This window comes from Providencia sp. Je.9.19 (assembly GCF_051129765.1).
In the GTDB taxonomy this organism is placed as follows: domain Bacteria; phylum Pseudomonadota; class Gammaproteobacteria; order Enterobacterales; family Enterobacteriaceae; genus Providencia.
In genome coordinates this window covers 21,127-37,777 of sequence record NZ_JBCPSS010000001.1, presented here as the reverse complement: position 1 = coordinate 37,777, position 16,651 = coordinate 21,127, and the positions used below count along the sequence as shown (strand labels likewise).

General features: G+C 35.9%; 19 protein-coding genes. 10 read left to right on the top strand and 9 right to left on the bottom strand.

The window, feature by feature from the left end:
• Window positions 1-178 precede the first annotated feature (178 nt).
• A complete protein-coding gene (locus AAZR93_RS00185; protein ID WP_294107245.1) occupies window positions 179-748 on the top strand; it encodes a tetratricopeptide repeat protein in 570 nt (189 codons plus the stop codon).
• A 247-nt stretch (window positions 749-995) separates the two neighbouring features.
• A complete protein-coding gene (locus AAZR93_RS00180) occupies window positions 996-1,433 on the top strand; it encodes a universal stress protein (RefSeq protein WP_294107246.1) in 438 nt (145 codons plus the stop codon).
• Window positions 1,434-1,632: 199 nt separating this feature from the next.
• Here AAZR93_RS00180 and AAZR93_RS00175 read toward each other — a convergent pair whose 3' ends face one another.
• On the bottom strand, window positions 1,633-2,100 hold the full coding sequence (locus tag AAZR93_RS00175; RefSeq protein ID WP_434718634.1) for a GNAT family N-acetyltransferase: 468 nt from the start codon (window positions 2,098-2,100) through the stop codon (window positions 1,633-1,635).
• A 132-nt stretch (window positions 2,101-2,232) separates the two neighbouring features.
• Complete coding sequence (gene agp / locus AAZR93_RS00170; RefSeq protein ID WP_434718633.1) at window positions 2,233-3,486, bottom strand: bifunctional glucose-1-phosphatase/inositol phosphatase; 1,254 nt, start codon at window positions 3,484-3,486, stop codon at window positions 2,233-2,235.
• A 318-nt stretch (window positions 3,487-3,804) separates the two neighbouring features.
• Here agp and AAZR93_RS00165 point away from each other — a divergent pair, with 318 nt between their 5' ends.
• Window positions 3,805-4,248 (top strand): GNAT family N-acetyltransferase, encoded by a 444-nt coding sequence (locus AAZR93_RS00165; protein ID WP_434718632.1) that lies wholly within the window; start codon window positions 3,805-3,807, stop codon window positions 4,246-4,248.
• A 125-nt stretch (window positions 4,249-4,373) separates the two neighbouring features.
• On the opposite strand, the gene AAZR93_RS00160 is transcribed toward AAZR93_RS00165, so the two are convergent.
• Complete coding sequence (locus AAZR93_RS00160) at window positions 4,374-4,730, bottom strand: winged helix-turn-helix transcriptional regulator (RefSeq protein WP_294107248.1); 357 nt, start codon at window positions 4,728-4,730, stop codon at window positions 4,374-4,376.
• 100 nt (window positions 4,731-4,830) lie between these two features.
• Between AAZR93_RS00160 and nfsB the strand changes: the two genes are divergently transcribed.
• Window positions 4,831-5,484: an oxygen-insensitive NAD(P)H nitroreductase gene (gene nfsB / locus AAZR93_RS00155; RefSeq protein ID WP_434718631.1), complete on the top strand. Its 654-nt coding sequence runs from the start codon at window positions 4,831-4,833 to the stop codon at window positions 5,482-5,484.
• 114 nt (window positions 5,485-5,598) lie between these two features.
• Here the strand turns inward: nfsB and fdnI are convergent, their stop codons facing one another.
• The 5 genes from fdnI to AAZR93_RS00130 all read right to left on the bottom strand — a co-directional run bounded on the left by fdnI (window position 5,599) and on the right by AAZR93_RS00130 (window position 11,386).
• Window positions 5,599-6,264 (bottom strand): formate dehydrogenase-N subunit gamma, encoded by a 666-nt coding sequence (gene fdnI, locus AAZR93_RS00150; RefSeq protein ID WP_434718630.1) that lies wholly within the window; start codon window positions 6,262-6,264, stop codon window positions 5,599-5,601.
• Window positions 6,257-7,144 carry a formate dehydrogenase subunit beta gene (gene fdxH, locus AAZR93_RS00145; RefSeq protein WP_434718629.1) on the bottom strand — a complete coding sequence of 296 codons (888 nt, stop codon included), beginning with the start codon at window positions 7,142-7,144 and terminating at the stop codon, window positions 6,257-6,259. Before fdxH ends, fdnI begins: the two co-directional genes overlap by 8 nt.
• An 11-nt stretch (window positions 7,145-7,155) precedes the next feature.
• Window positions 7,156-10,203 carry a formate dehydrogenase-N subunit alpha gene (fdnG, locus tag AAZR93_RS00140; protein ID WP_434718628.1) on the bottom strand — a complete coding sequence of 1,016 codons (3,048 nt, stop codon included), beginning with the start codon at window positions 10,201-10,203 and terminating at the stop codon, window positions 7,156-7,158.
• A gap of 405 nt (window positions 10,204-10,608) precedes the next feature.
• Window positions 10,609-10,932, bottom strand: coding sequence for a YnfA family protein (locus AAZR93_RS00135; protein ID WP_434718627.1), 324 nt, complete (start codon window positions 10,930-10,932; stop codon window positions 10,609-10,611).
• Window positions 10,933-11,119: 187 nt separating this feature from the next.
• Entirely contained in the window at window positions 11,120-11,386 is a 267-nt protein-coding gene (locus AAZR93_RS00130) for a DUF2798 domain-containing protein (protein ID WP_434718626.1), read from the bottom strand.
• 293 nt (window positions 11,387-11,679) lie between these two features.
• Between AAZR93_RS00130 and AAZR93_RS00125 the strand changes: the two genes are divergently transcribed.
• Window positions 11,680-12,216, top strand: a complete 537-nt coding sequence (locus AAZR93_RS00125; protein WP_434718625.1) for a dihydrofolate reductase family protein — start codon at window positions 11,680-11,682, stop codon at window positions 12,214-12,216.
• Between the two features lie 45 nt (window positions 12,217-12,261).
• Window positions 12,262-12,846 (top strand): TetR/AcrR family transcriptional regulator, encoded by a 585-nt coding sequence (locus AAZR93_RS00120; protein ID WP_294107257.1) that lies wholly within the window; start codon window positions 12,262-12,264, stop codon window positions 12,844-12,846.
• 47 nt (window positions 12,847-12,893) lie between these two features.
• Here AAZR93_RS00120 and AAZR93_RS00115 read toward each other — a convergent pair whose 3' ends face one another.
• Window positions 12,894-13,679 carry an SDR family NAD(P)-dependent oxidoreductase gene (locus AAZR93_RS00115; protein WP_434718624.1) on the bottom strand — a complete coding sequence of 262 codons (786 nt, stop codon included), beginning with the start codon at window positions 13,677-13,679 and terminating at the stop codon, window positions 12,894-12,896.
• Window positions 13,680-13,754: 75 nt separating this feature from the next.
• Here AAZR93_RS00115 and AAZR93_RS00110 point away from each other — a divergent pair, with 75 nt between their 5' ends.
• The 4 genes from AAZR93_RS00110 (at window position 13,755) to AAZR93_RS00095 (ending at window position 16,635) form a co-directional block, all read left to right on the top strand.
• Window positions 13,755-14,111 carry a MerR family transcriptional regulator gene (locus AAZR93_RS00110; RefSeq protein ID WP_434718623.1) on the top strand — a complete coding sequence of 119 codons (357 nt, stop codon included), beginning with the start codon at window positions 13,755-13,757 and terminating at the stop codon, window positions 14,109-14,111.
• A 34-nt stretch (window positions 14,112-14,145) separates the two neighbouring features.
• On the top strand, window positions 14,146-14,592 hold the full coding sequence (locus AAZR93_RS00105; RefSeq protein ID WP_434718622.1) for a hypothetical protein: 447 nt from the start codon (window positions 14,146-14,148) through the stop codon (window positions 14,590-14,592).
• Between the two features lie 665 nt (window positions 14,593-15,257).
• The gene (locus tag AAZR93_RS00100) at window positions 15,258-15,794 is read left to right on the top strand and encodes a fimbrial protein (protein WP_294107261.1); all 537 of its coding nucleotides are present in this window, start codon (window positions 15,258-15,260) and stop codon (window positions 15,792-15,794) included.
• A 97-nt stretch (window positions 15,795-15,891) separates the two neighbouring features.
• Window positions 15,892-16,635 carry a fimbrial biogenesis chaperone gene (locus tag AAZR93_RS00095; protein WP_434718621.1) on the top strand — a complete coding sequence of 248 codons (744 nt, stop codon included), beginning with the start codon at window positions 15,892-15,894 and terminating at the stop codon, window positions 16,633-16,635.
• Window positions 16,636-16,651 lie beyond the last annotated feature (16 nt).

The window sequence follows — 16,651 nt, the reverse complement described above, 5'->3', positions numbered from 1 at the left end:
GGCGTTTAATTCAATAAGATATCCATCATCTAATCTTATTAATTTTTATTCGCATTTTAAACTAAGGCTGATTAATAAAAAGCAGTAAACAATACGTTAAAAATCAATTAACAATTAGATTTTAACGGTCATTGCTTATTAAAAACACTTATCACCAACAGAAGACATTAAAAATATCATGTTCAGAATTTTTTCATTAATTTTACTGTTTATTTTCTCTATTAATCTTAGTTTTGCTGCGGTTCCTAAAGAAACATTAAAACTAATAGAACAAGAAGCTCAAAAAGGTGATGTTAAAGCACAAGTGATGCTTGGAATTGGCTATTATTTAGGAACAGAAATCAAACAAGATTATCCTAAAGCAAAAAAATGGCTAACCATGGCCTCTAACAAGGGAAACTCAGACGCACAACTTTTCCTTGGCGATATGTATTTAAATGGTAATGGTGTTGAAGTTAGCCTTGAAACAGCGATGGGATGGTTTGAAAAATCCGCAAATAAAGGTAATGCCGAAGCGCTAAACTATATGGGTCAGTTTTACTACCAAGGTATTGGAGTCAAACAAAATTATATTACGGCATTTGAATGGTTTAAAAAGTCGGCCGATAAAAAATTTCCACCTGCACAATACCAAGTTGGGAAAATGCTTCAAGATGGTGAAGGAACCGAAATTAACGAAAAATCAGCATCAGAATATTTAGCATTAGCCTGTAAAGCGGGTCTCAAAGAGGCATGCACTAAGCCGTAACACAAAATAAATAATCCAATTGATACTAACAATATAAACTATTTTTCATCTTTATAGGCAATACGCTTACCCATGCGTTTTGCCTACTCAAAAATAAATACTTCAAATTTCACACTAAAATAGTAAATAACATACACTTGATCACACCTTTCATTCTAAAATTTATTATTATTAATTTATTAACAATTATTATCATAATTCATGATATTGTTCTAAACTTATAATATAAAAGAAAAAAGGAGAAATTATGTACAATACTATTTTAGTTCCGATTGATGTTACCGAAGATTCGCTCACTAATATGCTCATTCCCCATGTAAATTCATTGCAAAAGCTGAATAATTCGACAGTTCATTTCCTTGCAGTAACCGCTCCTATCTCAAATTATTTACGCTATGGCGGAACTATTTTACCCGGCGATTTTCCAGATGATGCAAAGCAAGTAGAAATTATTCTCAAAGAATTAAATGAAAAAGTTAAGCTGTTTTCTATTCCTGAAGATAAAGTGCAAGTAAAAGCAACAATTGGCTCAGTTAAAGATGAAATTTTAGCAACAGCAGAAGATATTAATGCCGATATCATTCTACTCGGCTCCCGTAGACCAAGCATGTCGACCTATTTATTGGGTTCGAATGCCGCCTCAGTAGTTCGTTATGCTAAGATTAGTGTTCTTGTCGTTCGATAAGATGAATTAAATCAAATAAAACGCTTTAAGGTCTTAAAAAACACAGGTCATGTAAGTTCTTAATAATTGTTACACAAAACAATAAACCCATACAATAAATATGACTATTATATGTTTATTTAGGGTAAATTAAAGACTCATAAACATTTTCGTGATTTTCACGCCCTGCTCATTTTGCAGGGTTTTTTCTTGGTTAAAATTATCGATTTGTTAATCGATAGCGCTTAAATGGAATACCATCAAAATCCACCAATGCCTCTTCTACAAAACCATAGCTAAGTATTGGCGCAAGTTTATTACGTGATAATGGCAAATGAATGGTCACAGAGAGGATCCCTAAAGTATCAAATGCATTCTGTATCATTTTCTTGATAATTAGTGGTCCATAGCCCCAAAATGTTGGATGTAGTACTAAGGCTAAATCAGCATCATCAGCCTCATTTTGCAAACCTCCCCACCCAGCAAAATCACCATCAATAACAATAGCCCACACGCCATAACCATATTGTTGCCAATGCTGCTCTTTACCTGCAATCCATCCACAGCAATATTCATCATCAAATAGAGTATCGCCAAGAGGCATGTGTTTTAGAACTAAAGGATGTGTATTTAATGCAATAATCTTTTCACTACTGATTTGCGATAAACGTTCAAATTGAATAGTCATTATTTATTATATAACCACATTGATTAAACTTATGACGATAGCATGTAAAAAACTAACCTACTTGTCAAAAAAATAGCCACCCCTAATGACTAAGGCTAGCTATTATTATATGAGGTAATCAATAAATATTAATTACTGTTGTAATGCTGATTTCATGACTTTTTGGAAATCATCCCAAGAACAGTAACCGCTTTTATCAATTGGGCAATCTTTGAGTTCTAATGTGACATGTTTAGGGGGTGTTTTTAACGATAAATAAGCGTTATCTCTAAGTTGGTCTGAGGTTTGATATACATACTCAACTTTCATAAAATCCTTTTTAGCTTGCTTATCGTGCCAACGTTGAAATACCAACTTACCGCCAATCGGCGTATGTTCATATTGTTGTGGTAATTGATAAGGCTTAAAATCCATCGCTGACATCACTGAAGCAATATTAGAGTCATGTCCGACTAAAAAAATAAATTTAGCAGTTTCTCCTTTATCTACAGAAACAAAACCATTGTTGATATAATTCAGTATTGGATGAGCCACATTTTTAGCGATCAATTTAGGTGAAAATAATGTTTCCTGATAACCATTTTTCAGGGTATTCAGTTTAACCCACTTTTCATCTGAATTAACCAATCCCCAAGCGACATCTTTTAATGGGAAACCTTCATAATATTGTAAATCTATCGCATCCGCAGCCGAATTAGCTATTTTTAATGGGCCACTAACACCTGGCTCTTTATCCGCCTCTGCAATAAAGGTATTCTTTTGCGTCGCTAAATCACAAAATTTATCCGTCTTACATTTTTGAGAATCTTTTATATTAAGCAGGTTATTTAATTCATCATAACCCGGTTTAAGATTAAGACCTTTTAAATGTTCTTCCATTGCTAATATCGCTTTTTGTTTAAATTCAGGTGTCGCATTGGTAATAATAGGATTGAATACAGGGTCCATTGTACCAATTTCAGGCTGGTGATGAATATTCACTTTACAGCCGGGGAAAGCACCAGTCGCGAAAAATTGCGCCGTGGCAATGGTTCTTTGTAAACTATTGGTATAAATATAAACATCTTCACTACTTGTCGGGCAAAGTTCATCGGCCAACAATTTATTTTGATCTATCCATTCCCTAAAATAGTGCCCCATATAAACCTCAAGAGCACCGCCTTTCGTGGTTAAATAGCCACTTTTCGCATCCCATTCTGGCCATTTTTTATCTGTAATTTCTGTCAGAATACCCGTATTAACAATTGGCGTTCGTAAATTATGGCGGCTAAGAACTAAAACTTGGTCGAGCACCATATCACTTGCGTTATCGGTATTTGCTAAAACAGGGGCGATAGGGGTGAATAAAGCAGCAGATAAACACAATGTTAGCAGTTTATATTTCATCTAAATACTCCTACAATTTTATCAAAATATGAAAATGCAAAAAATACATAACGTTGTAATTATGTTAGAAAATAAAAAATTAACCTGTCCATTTAAATATATTCCAATAATGAAGGATTTACCTTTTTTTTCTGAGACTAACCTCCCAAAACTACCGCTTAACTTAAATTAAACGGTTATTTATCAGCGTGTTTATTTTTAATAAAATAATTAATGAATTATTAAAAAACAGATATTAATCAGCTTTATTCTGACTAATTTATTGACACAATTTTTAGTCTGTTTAAGATTGGCATCTTAAATATTAGGAATATAGAAATGATAATTAAACCTGCTATTGCTAGTAATTACGACGAGATTATTCAGGTATGGGAATCATCCGTTAGGGCAACACATGACTTCATAACCGAGCAAAACATCCAAGATTTAAAAATCGCTATTAAAGAGCAATATTTGCCTAACTTAGCCGTTTTTGTCGCTGTTGATGAAACTCAAAAAATTATTGGTTTTATTGGAACCGACGAAAATCGCCTTGAAATGCTATTCATTGCTCCCAATAATCGGGGCAAAGGAACCGGAAAAAAACTCCTTCAATATGACATAGATCAACTAGGCATTACTGAAGTCGATGTCAACGAACAAAATCCACAAGCGGTTGGGTTTTATCAACATATGGGATTTATACAATATGCTCGTTCGGAAATAGATGGGGAAGGCAACCCATTCCCTATTTTACACATGAAACTCAGTACGATTGAATGATAAATAAATACGTTTTTCGGCAGGTTTGCTAGCTTAAATAATCCAATAAAATATAAAGATAATGATTCCCTAGACACTATTGACGTGGTTACGGCTAGCTCCATAACCATTTGTTCAGTAAATTTTTATTCTGGAAGAAAGGGTAGCGCGTGTTCTTCTCCCCATGTTTTCAACATGAGCAATATTGATTGCAACGACTCCCCCCGTTCCGTTAGGCTGTATTCTACTTTTGGAGGAACTTCAGCAAATACCTTTCTCGCAACTAATCCACAGGACTCTAACTCACGTAATTGTTTAGTTAACATCCGCGGCGTAATAAATCGCAATAATCGCTTTAGCTCATTAAATCGTAGCGTACCATTGGTCATCAGATGGTAAAGGATCATGCCTTTCCCTTTCCCCCCAATAAGCTCTAAAGTTGCCTCAACGGGACAAGCTTCATAAATATACGTTTCATAACGCGGTTTTTTAACAGTATCCATTATGTACCTATGTATCAAAAATGTACGTACTTGTTTAATTAATAGTATATACGTTATCATAAATTTAAATAGTAACGAGTTTATTTTAAAGGGAAGATTTATGACTATTACAGATATTGCAATGAAACGTTATTCAACTAAATTATTTAATCCAACTAAAAAAATCAGCGCTGAAATATTTGATAAATTAACAACGCTATTACGTTACAGCCCATCAAGCGTCAATATTCAACCGTGGCACTTTATTATTGCCGAAAGTGAAAATGCAAAATCGCGTATAGCAAAATCAACACAAGGCGATTATCACTTCAATACAGTCAAAATTACTGATGCATCACATGTCGTCGTCTTTTGTGCAAAAATTGACGTCAATGACCAGTACCTATCGGATATTCTGCAACAAGAAGATACCGATGGCCGCTTTGCGCTTCCAGAACATAAAGAGATGATGGCAGGGGCAAGAAACTATTTTCTTAATATTCATAAAAACGATCTGCACGATTTGCCTCACTGGCTCGAAAAACAGGTTTTTATCAATTTAGGTGGTTTTTTACTCGGTGCAGCCGCATTGGGCGTTGATTCAGTACCGATGGAAGGTATTGATTTTGATATCCTTGATAACGAATTTAACCTCAGTGCACAAGGCCTCAAACCTATCGCTGTCGTTGCACTAGGTTACCGCGCTGAAGACGATTTCAATGCTAAACTGACTAAATCTCGCTTAACTGAAGACAAAATTATCACGCTAATTTAATTTGATAATAAAATTGCGATTTAATAAATCAAACTGTCATTTTTAATAAAAAAGCCACTGTAATCAGTACGTTTGTACTTACAGTGGCTTGATTATTTTTAACTCGATATGAGTTTATTTATGCTTTTCTTCGGTTTTAGCTTCTGCTTTCGCTTCTTCAGCTTCCACTTCACGATACCAACGTGGGTGATGCTTTCTAGCCCAGCGGCGGCTAACTTTACCTTCAACCATCCCACCAATCGAGCCTTTCACCCAAAATGCCATATACATATGGATCAAAATAGCATGGATAAGCACAATGGCTGCAACCGCATGAATAAGCAGGCTCCAACGGATCATCCACATAGGGAATAAGTCCGCAAAGTAAGGACGCCAGATGATAATTCCGGTGATCAAGAGCACAAAAATCAAACTCATGATGCTCCAGAACATCATTTTCTGGCCTGCATTATATTTCCCTACATCAGCAACATTGTGTTCGTTACCTTTAAGTACCTCGATAATATTTTTAAACCAAGGTAGATCTTGTCTGTCTGGAATATTATGTTTAACAAAACGGAAAAACATAAACATCAGTACGACAAAGATTAATACACCAAAGAATGGGTGAAGAATACGCCCCATTTGTGGTGTACCAAAAGTTTCCGTCAACCATTTTAACGTTGGGAAAAATAGTGCGATACCAGACAAAGCAACCAAGAAAAAGCTGATGACAACAGTCCAGTGACATGCGCGGTCAACAAATTTTGTCCGAACAATCATTTTGCTCTTTTTACTCATGGTCATCTTTCTCCTCTTCATCATCCACTTCTTTATTCGGCCCAATTCCCACATAGTGGAAAATCAGTCCGGCAAAGGTGGCTATAAAGCCCACAACAGACAGTGGTTTCAAGACGCCCTGCCACAGATTGATTGGTGTATCAATTTGCGGGTCTTTCGGTAGTCCATGATACAACTGCGGTTTATCTGCATGATGAAGTACATACACGACGTGTGTACCGCCTACGCCCTCAGGATCGTAAATCCCAGCCTCTGCAAAACCGCGTTTTTGCAATTTAGCAACACGCTCAGCGCCATATTCCAACATTTCTTTTTTCGTACCAAAACGAATAGCACCGGTTGGACACGTTTTCACACAAGCTGGTTCCTGACCTACGCTGACTCTATCAACACATAAAGTACATTTGTACACACGATTATCTTTTGGATTTAATCGTGGAATGTTGAAAGGACAACCCGCGATACAGTAGCCACAACCAATACACTGCTCTGATTGGAAATCCACAATACCATTAGCGTACTGAATAATTGCACCCGCTGATGGACAGGCTTTTAAGCAGCCAGGGTCAGTACAATGCATACAGCCATCTTTTCGGATCAACCACTCTAACTTGCCGCTTTCGCTAGTTTCGCTAAAACGCATTACCGTCCAAGATTTTGCACTTAAATCGGTTGGGTTATCATATACCCCAACACAATGACCAACTTCGTCACGGATATCATTCCACTCAGAACAGGCCACCTGACAGGCTTTACAGCCTATACAGGAGGTCACATCAATTAACTTACAGACTTCAAACTTATCGTCGCGCGCGTGGGGTGGAGGCGTAATACTATTGGTCGCGGAACGTTTAATGATGTCTTGAGATTGCATGGACATAGTTCCCTCCCTTACGCCTTCTCAATGTTAACTAAAAATGCTTTATACTCAGGTGTCTGAGAGTTAGCATCGCCCACGGATGGCGTTAACGTGTTAGAAATAAAGCCTTTTTGCGTTACACCTTCAAAGCCCCAGTGAATTGGTATCCCAACAGTTTCAATCGGTTTTCCATCAACCATCAACGTTTGCAGTCGCGGTGTTACTACAGCAACAGCCTTAATAAAACCACGCTTACTGCTGACTTTGACTTGATCGCCTAACGCAATACCTTTGGCTTTCGCTAACGTTTCACTAATTTCAACAAACTGTTCAGGCTGAGCAATTGCGTTTAAACGTGCATGCTTAGTCCAAGTATGGAAATGCTCAGTTAAACGATAAGTGGTTCCCACATAAGGGAATTCTTTATGGTCGCCAAGTCGTTTCTTATCTTCGTCAAAAATTCGAGCCGCAGGATTAGAAATAACATTTGGATGTAATGGGTTAGTTCCTAATGGCGTTTCAAATGGTTCATAATGCTCAGGGAAAGGTCCTTCTGCCATTTTATCAATCGCAAATAAACGACCTAAACCTTCAGGCTGCATAATAAAAGGGCCCGTGCCCACTTCAGGTGCTGAACCATTAAAATCAGGCACGTCATTACCGACCCATTTTTTGCCATCCCATTCAATAAGCACACAATCTTTATTCCATGGCTTACCTTTGGTATCACAAGATGCACGGTTATAAATAACACGTCGGTTAAGCGGCCATGCCCAAGCCCAACCTAATGTATTACCGATTCCAGATGGGTCACTGTTATCACGGTTCGCCATTTGATTACCTTTTTGCGTCCAGCTACCCGTATAAATCCAACAAGATGATGCTGTTGAACCATCACTACGTAGCAGTGCAAAAGAGCTTAGTAATTCACCTTTTTTCGCTTGCAAGTTACCGTCAGCATCATAGAGATCAACTAATGCAACACCATTGTTCTCTTTTGCCACTTCTTCTGACTCAGGATGGAATTGACGTTTATAATCCCAACGCATTTGCATCAGAGGATCAACACCATTACCACCCTCTTGTGCATACAACTCACGGATTTTATATAAAATACCGGTCAGAATTTGCCCGTCATTACGTGCTTCACCTGGGGCGTCTGCTGCTTTCCAGTGCCATTGTAACCAGCGGCCTGAGTTAGCAATTGAACCATCTTCTTCAGCAAAACAAGTTGAAGGTAAACGGAATACCTCCGTTTGAATCGACGCGGAATCGACATCATTCATTTCACCGTGGTTTTGCCAGAAATTCGCGGTTTCGGTCACAAGAGGGTCAACAATAATTAAGTATTTAAGTTTACTTAAGCAGCTAACAACTTTGTTTTTATCTGGGAACGAGGCAACAGGGTTAAAGCCTTGGCAAATGTAACCTGTCACTTGATCTTTGCTCATCATGTCAAAATATTTCATAACATCATAAGCTTGGTCCCATTTCGGCAGCCAATCAAAGCCCCATTGGTTCTCTTGTTGCGCTGCATCACCATAGAAAGACTTCATTAAACTGACGAAAAATTTCGGGTAATTACTCCAATAATTCACCTGGTTAGGTAAGGTGGCTTTTGGTGTATTCGCCGTCAAATAATTTTCAACTGTCAGATGTTTTTCAGATGGTAATGTGAGATAACCCGGCAAACTGGTTGATAACAGACCTAAGTCTGTCAGGCCTTGGATATTTGAGTGACCACGTAAAGCGTTGACTCCACCACCCGCCATACCCATATTACCAAGTAGCAATTGGATCATTGCCATTGTACGAATATTTTGAGCACCAACAGTATGTTGAGTCCAACCCAATGCATAAAGGAATGTACCGGCTTTATCCGCAGCACTCGTCGTTGCCAAAATTTCACAAACTTTTAAGAAGTCAGCTTTTGGCGTACCACAAATATTTTCAACAACATCTGGCGTATAACGAGAGACGTGTTGACGAAGTTGATTCCAGACGCAACGTGGGTCTTGTAACGAGTCATCGCGTAATGCATGACCATTTTCGTCAAATTTATAGTTCCAGCTTGTCTTGTCATAACTGCGTTTTTCTGCGTCATAACCGCTAAATAAGCCATCGTTAAATTCAAAATCATCCCTAACAAGTAAAGCCGCATTAGTATAATTTTGAACGTATTCAGCATTAATTTTGTTATTTTCAATCAGGTAAAGTAAAACACCTGATAAAAATGTAATATCCGTACCTGAGCGAATAGGCACATAGTGATCTGCCACTGATGCGGTACGCGTAAAACGCGGATCGACAACAATCAGTGTTGCATCATTATTATTTTTCGCTTCCATTGCCCAGCGGAACCCGACAGGATGCGCTTCCGCAGCATTGCCGCCCATGACAACAATAACGTTGGCATTTTTGATATCAACCCAGTGGTTGGTCATCGCACCGCGACCAAATGTTGGAGCAAGACTTGCTACCGTTGGTCCGTGTCAGACACGCGCTTGGTTATCGACCGCGAGCATACCGAGCGATCGTGCAAATTTTTGGGTTAGCATTCCAGTTTCGTTACTTGCCGCCGATGCACACAGCATTCCAGTTGATAACCAACGATTTACTGTTGTGCCTGCCGCATTTTTCTCAACAAAATTGGCATCGCGGTCATCTTTCATCAAACGCGCAATACGCGTGAATGCATCATCCCAACTAATGCGCTCCCATTTATCTGAGCCTGGCGCTCGATATTCAGGGTAACGTAAACGATTTTCGCTGTGAATATAATCCAGTAGTCCTGCCCCTTTCGGACAAAGTGCACCACGGTTTACAGGGTGGTCAGAATCACCCTCAACATGAAATATAGCGGATTTAGCATTCATGGCGCCATCGCCCATGCTATACATTAATAACCCACAACCGACAGAACAGTAGGTACAAGTATTACGAGTCTCTTTCGACCGAAGTAATTTATTTTCACGTACATTAGCTATTGCCATTCCAGGCATAAAACCTAACGCAGCTACAGTTGTACCTGCCATCCCGCCAGCGCAGATTTTAAAAAACTTTCTGCGACTAACGTTCATTACTAACCTCTTTATCTTTTTTGTATAAAACGATGAGAGAATAGCAGCCTAATATGATGAGTTATTGCCTAAAATCAATTAATGTGAAAATAAATGTTTAATTAATATTAACTGAGTAGTTAACCAACAATTAAATTTACTACTAATAGAGTATTTTTTGTTAAATTGATTTGGATCAAGTGTTACATTTTGAAAAATAGTTAAACATTAGCATACTAAAATAGTGAAATTTTAGATAAGTTTAATTTCGGGTATTTAAAACATGAGATAAAACTAAAATAAAATAAAATAAAATATCGTTTAATTATTTATAAAAGCTCATATATTAATTAATCATCTCACAGAAAACTTAATTAATAATTTAAAGCGCAAAATAAAAATCCTGCGCCGATATATTTAAACAAACTATTTCCAGCCACTAATAATAATACCAGCTCCCAATAGTACCACTAAAGCGCCAACCCAATCAGTAGCAGTAAGAGAGACTCCATCGACCACACGCAACCATATCAATGCCGTGACAATGTAAATTCCCCCATAAGTTGCATAAATTCTACCACTCGCCTCAGGGTGTAAGGTTAATAACCATACAAACAACACTAAACTTAAAGCGGCTGGTAGTAACAACCATGGGCCACCTTGCTTTTTCATCCACAAATAGGGAAAGTAACACCCCGCAATTTCAGCAAGCGCAGTGATAAAGAATAAAACTATCATTTTAAATGGCATAAAATCTCTTTTAATATATTGATTATAAATATTTTATTTATTCATATTACACTACCCTAGACAAAAATTTAAATACTATTTGAGTCATCAATTAATTCATCAACAGGTAAAAGCTTAATTATTAAATTAAATAATTAAGCTAATGCAAAAACTAGTGCCATCCATGGTTAAATAGATGGCATAAAATTTATGTTGATTTAACTAACAATAGAGAGAATCGCCTTGCTATTGGCAGTACAAATAACACAGTAGGAAAAGCAATCATCCACGATAGCCCCCAAGAAGTTACCCAAGGTGATAAGATTTCAGAGGTAAAGCCTAGTGCTCTGATGACACTAATAAGCGAAACAATGCCGCTCATTACTAATGATAAGAAAAAAGGTACGAGGAAAATCATTGCTCTAGCTGGAAGTTTAGGAAAACCTAAAACATAATTTTTGTCTTGAAATGACATAAAGACTCCAAATTAAACGGTACACAACAGCACATAACTGTTAGTACAACAAAGTTATATGCGTTGATTTACGTAAACGCTTACGAGTCTTTAAGACCAATAACGTACATTCTATAATTTGTATTAATTTTGTCAATCTAAGCTAAACAATATATTCCATCGCGTTAATCTTAATATACATTAGTATTCAAAACCCCTAAATCCAATCGAGTAAGAACAAAAATTTTACCTCTTGAAATTCATCATCTTTCATTTATTATACGCCGTATAATTATTAATATTATAGGCTGAAAATGATCACAGGACATGTATTTATAGCAACAAGCGTAGATGGTTTTATTGCTCGTGAGAATGGAAATATTGATTGGTTACATGAAATAGATACCAAAAATGAAGATCATGGCTATGTGCAATTTATGCAAAATATTGATGCCATCATTATGGGACGAGGAACGTTTGAAACACTCAGTGCTATTAAGCCTTGGGTTTATGATATACCTGTGCTTGTGCTTTCTAAAACACTGGCAGACCAATCAACTCCTACTGATCTTATCGGTAAAGTGCGTTTTGTGAATAAAACACCAAAAGAAGCAATGGCTTTACTCGAAAACGAAGGATGTCGGCGTGTTTATGTCGACGGAGGGCGTGTCGTTCAATCTTTCATTTATGATGCCCTAATCACTGACCTGATCATTACTCAAATTCCTCTTTTACTTGGCAATGGTCGTCGATTATTTGGCGATATTCCTAATGATATATTTCTGCAACATCAAAAAACAAAAACATTCCCATCAGGATTTGTGCAATCAAAATATATTATAAAACGATAAATACACTAAAAATAAACATAACAAAACAAGAATTGAGATATCAATATGACTCAACGCAGCCGCGGTAGACCTAAAGCAAGTGAACCACAAATTTCTCCAGAGGATATTATTACTCATGCATTATTGATTATCGACCGTGATGGCTTTGATAACTTAACCATGCGTGCGCTTGCGAAGGAAATGAATATCAATCCAATGACGATTTATCATCATTTTCAAGACCGTAGTGGCTTAATAAAAGCTATCGCAAACTCTCTATACGCTAATATTATTCCTACTTTAAAAGGGACGAATAGTGAACAAATTGAGGCTATTTTATTGGCCTATAGAACACAAGTTACACGTTACCCTGCACTCACTCTGGCGATATTTAATCTCCCCAATGCATTTCCTGAACAAGCTAAAAAAATAACAGAGAAACTAGTTTTCTTATTAGAACAACGAGGACTCCATTCTACAGAAGCATTGCAATGGACACATATATTAGTGGATTATACCCATGGAGAATCTCTTTCAGTCACTAAACAACCAACGATAAGCACGCCTAATTCAATCGAAGATAACCCTGAATTAACTCGTTACCGTAGTGCTATAAATATGCTTATTAATAACCTTAAGCATGGATTATAATCATTATTCATGCCGCTAAAACTTATTGCTCTAGCGGCATTTTTAAATCAAGGTACCTTTTGATTAAATTTATTATTATTTGCGTAAGGGATTTTTCCGTCGCATTGCTCAAAACTAAAACTTTCTCGGTCAACAAAACCCACAATATTATCTGAATCAAATAACTTTAATGCAAATTCAGCTAATTCATCACTCGTATGATAAGTGCCAAAAGATGCATCATAATCATAATGTTCAATTCGATTAGCAACTTGGCCAAACTCTGTTTTTGTCGCTGCGGGTGCTAATACCTTAGCACTCAATTTAGCATCGGAAGCGAGTAGTTCCTTCGCTAATCCTTCGGTAAATACATTAACAAAAAATTTGGATGCGCAATAAGTAATAGCTGTTGGCACAATAGTATACCCACCAGCCGAACTAATATTAATTAATTGGCTATTATCAATATGATGGTAATCTCTCACGAATAATGAGGAGAGGATCGTTAAAGAATTTATATTTAAATTTAACAAGTGATTAAGCTCATCAATAGGTTGTTCTGATACCTCCCCATAATAACCAATGCCTGCGTTGTTTATCCAAACTTGAATATCAATTTCTGCCAGTGAGTTATAAAGTAAAATGGCATTTTCAGGTACAGATAGATCAGCTGATTTTATAATAACGTCAATTTTTGAATTTACCTCCACAATTTCATCTTTTAGTTGCTGTAATAAACTCACTCGCCTAGCAACAACCACAACATTAAATCCTCTACCCGCGAATGCTTTTGCCATTGAGCGCCCAATACCCGAACTTGCACCTGTAATAACAACATATTTCTTATTTTTCATAACGCCTCCTTTGACAACATGGACTAAAGGGTAAAAGATAGAGCTAACTCTAAGTCAAGGCATTTAGGAAAATAGATGAATTACTCAATTAGTGAATTTGCAAATTTAACGGGATTTAGCACCTATACGCTGCGCTATTATGAAAAGGAACAGATACTAAAGCCTGCGAGACAAAACAATAATCACCGTTTTTATTCAGATAGAGATGTTGAGTGGATTAAATTTATTGCTCGTTTAAAAGAAACTGGCATGCCATTAAAAAATATAAAAAAATATGCCCAGCTCAGAGAAGAAGGCAACACTACGGTACAACAGAGAATGACACTGCTCATTGAACATAATGATAATCTAGAGGCACAGCTAACCGTACTTAGTGAACATTTAGTCAGCTTAAAACAAAAAATTAATCATTATGAACAATTAATAAAATAATAAAAATCATCCCACTTGGTACTCAGGAGTCTGTATGACAACCTATATTCAACTCACCATCAAAAACGATCTCAGCGTTCTAACGTATCAATCAGATGACATAACACTGCCTATTGGACTGACAAATATAAATGGATATCGTTTGCAACACTCGCCAATAACGCCTTATGAAGCTGAAATGGCTATTGAGCATATTGAAAACACTATTATTCCTGCTAGAAAACTATTTCCTACCGGAAAAATTAGCCTTTCGTGCACCAATGAAGAATTAAAACAAATACCTATAGATACTATTGACCTAAAGCAATTGATATCGACCTCACAAATAGAAAGAGCATTTAATGAATTAGTGAATGTCATTAATGGTGGCCCATCAAACTCAACAACCTTGCCATTAGATAAGTCATTTAGTGCATTTTTACTGATCATCAGAGAAATAACACATCATTGGGGACTAGAAGGCATTACGATTACAAAGTAATAGATACGCTTGCAGTACCTAAATTTCAATTTATATCAATAATTCAATACCTGTTTAACTTTCACATCTAGTTTAAGTTAATCAGGTTTTCTCTAGCTCTTTCAATAAACTCATACTGTTACAACACAAAGTAAAACACAAAAAATAGGCAATAGATTAAATTAATTTTTGTTTAGTCTTTTTCTTATTAATTTAAAATCTAATTTAATTTTATTAAATATACTTTTATTTTTACTAAAATGACCATTTAATAACTAAAGCACTAGCTTATGAGTACATAAAATTATTTATTATAGTTCCTAAAAACATTATAAATAATATGAAAAAAAGCCTTAATTAATATATTAATAATAAATTAATATATATTTATCAATAGATTAATTCATGGTGTGATCTTGGTCTCATTATCATATAAACAACTATTGATAAAACACCCTTTATACCCACAAAAAGCAATGGAAATAGATCAATACACCAAAAAAACAACACTATAAATAAAATTTAATTCCAATTTAATGCAACATAACCAGCATATTATTTTATGAGTTAGAGTAATGATCTAGATCAATTCAATCAGTGTAAGTGAATATGTTAAAGTGTATCCAAGTTAAAGAAACAGATTTTATAAATTTATAAATATTGATTTAGATTAAAGAGAGCACTCCATGAAAAACATTAATTTAATTACTGCATTAGTATTAACCGTAATTTCTACAGGTGTTATAGCCGCAGATGGTAAAATTACTTTTAAAGGTGAAGTTGTCACACAAAGCTGCGTTGTTGAAGCGGCAGATCAAAGTAAAACAGTTACGTTACCAAAAATAAGTTCTGTATCATTAACACACCCGGGCGACACTACAGGTACAACACCATTTTCCATTGGATTAACTCATTGCGATTCATCCGATACAATTAAAGATGTTGGATTAAGCTTTGTTGGTCCAAATATTGACTTAGAGACAAATACGCTAAAAACAGACGGTGTTGGTGCAACAACAGCTAAAAACATTAATATTGCACTATATAATCAAGATGACTCTAAAATTATGCTAGGTGGCGATACAACAACTCAAAATACTAGCTATACTAAAATCAGTAATGATAAAGCACAGTTAAATTACTTTGCTAAATATTACTCTACAGGAATAGTCGAACCAGGCTTAGTAGAAACAACTGTTGATTTCGAAATTATTTATAAATAACTCTCTATTAAAAAACTAATTGGAAATAAGTTGATTAGTTTGCTCTAATCAACTTATTCCTATTTGTATTCCTTACTAAAGAGCATCTAAATTTACTATGATCAAAAAAACGCTCCTAATCCTCCTGTCTTTAATAACCATTCCCGCTTATTCAAGTATTGTGGTTACAGGCACTCGATTTGTATACTCCTCAGATGAAAAAGAGATATCAGTTAATATTGAAAATACAGGCAATAAAGTAGCATTAAGCCAAGTTTGGCTTACTAATGGATTTTCAGAGAAAAGAACAGATAAGCAAACGACTAAAGCTGATATTGATGATGCACCTTTTGTTATTTTACCGCCTTTATTTAAACTTAAACCAAATAATGCACAAACTGTCCGTATCCTTTATACCGGAGAGCCATTAGCAACGGATAGAGAAACTATTTTTACATTGAATGTTTTAGATATTCCGCCTAAAAATAAAGAAATTGCAAATAGTCTTCAGATTTCTGTTCTATCAAAATTCAAGTTATTCTATCGACCAGTACAAATAGCCAGTGAATATGATTCATCTATCGATAATCTAGAATGGAAAATAATCAAGCAAGCAGATGGTATTTACCTCACAGCCAATAATAGTAGTGGCTTTTATATTACCCTTAATAAAGCAAAGGTTATTATTAATAAAACCGAGTATGAAACTCAATCTGACTTCAATATGATGGCACCATTTGGTGGAACAACAAAAACAAAAATAAATAAACTATCCTCGCTTCCTAATCAGCCTATAGAAATAAAATTCAGCTATATCAATGACTCAGGTGGAAGCTCAGATTTAACAAAAATAATTAATTAACCTTATTTGGTTTAGT

Excerpts from the sequence above, each read along its gene's own strand:
- AAZR93_RS00185 (WP_294107245.1), top strand. The coding sequence starts at position 179 with ATGTTCAGAATTTTTTCATTAATTTTACTGTTTATTTTCTCTATTAAT.
- AAZR93_RS00180 (WP_294107246.1), top strand. The coding sequence starts at position 996 with ATGTACAATACTATTTTAGTTCCGATTGATGTTACCGAAGATTCGCTC.
- AAZR93_RS00175 (WP_434718634.1), bottom strand. The coding sequence starts at position 2,100 with ATGACTATTCAATTTGAACGTTTATCGCAAATCAGTAGTGAAAAGATT.
- agp (WP_434718633.1), bottom strand. The coding sequence starts at position 3,486 with ATGAAATATAAACTGCTAACATTGTGTTTATCTGCTGCTTTATTCACC.
- AAZR93_RS00165 (WP_434718632.1), top strand. The coding sequence starts at position 3,805 with ATGATAATTAAACCTGCTATTGCTAGTAATTACGACGAGATTATTCAG.
- AAZR93_RS00160 (WP_294107248.1), bottom strand. The coding sequence starts at position 4,730 with ATGGATACTGTTAAAAAACCGCGTTATGAAACGTATATTTATGAAGCT.
- nfsB (WP_434718631.1), top strand. The coding sequence starts at position 4,831 with ATGACTATTACAGATATTGCAATGAAACGTTATTCAACTAAATTATTT.
- fdnI (WP_434718630.1), bottom strand. The coding sequence starts at position 6,264 with ATGAGTAAAAAGAGCAAAATGATTGTTCGGACAAAATTTGTTGACCGC.
- fdxH (WP_434718629.1), bottom strand. The coding sequence starts at position 7,144 with ATGTCCATGCAATCTCAAGACATCATTAAACGTTCCGCGACCAATAGT.
- AAZR93_RS00135 (WP_434718627.1), bottom strand. The coding sequence starts at position 10,932 with ATGCCATTTAAAATGATAGTTTTATTCTTTATCACTGCGCTTGCTGAA.
- AAZR93_RS00130 (WP_434718626.1), bottom strand. The coding sequence starts at position 11,386 with ATGTCATTTCAAGACAAAAATTATGTTTTAGGTTTTCCTAAACTTCCA.
- AAZR93_RS00125 (WP_434718625.1), top strand. The coding sequence starts at position 11,680 with ATGATCACAGGACATGTATTTATAGCAACAAGCGTAGATGGTTTTATT.
- AAZR93_RS00120 (WP_294107257.1), top strand. The coding sequence starts at position 12,262 with ATGACTCAACGCAGCCGCGGTAGACCTAAAGCAAGTGAACCACAAATT.
- AAZR93_RS00115 (WP_434718624.1), bottom strand. The coding sequence starts at position 13,679 with ATGAAAAATAAGAAATATGTTGTTATTACAGGTGCAAGTTCGGGTATT.
- AAZR93_RS00110 (WP_434718623.1), top strand. The coding sequence starts at position 13,755 with ATGAATTACTCAATTAGTGAATTTGCAAATTTAACGGGATTTAGCACC.
- AAZR93_RS00105 (WP_434718622.1), top strand. The coding sequence starts at position 14,146 with ATGACAACCTATATTCAACTCACCATCAAAAACGATCTCAGCGTTCTA.
- AAZR93_RS00100 (WP_294107261.1), top strand. The coding sequence starts at position 15,258 with ATGAAAAACATTAATTTAATTACTGCATTAGTATTAACCGTAATTTCT.
- AAZR93_RS00095 (WP_434718621.1), top strand. The coding sequence starts at position 15,892 with ATGATCAAAAAAACGCTCCTAATCCTCCTGTCTTTAATAACCATTCCC.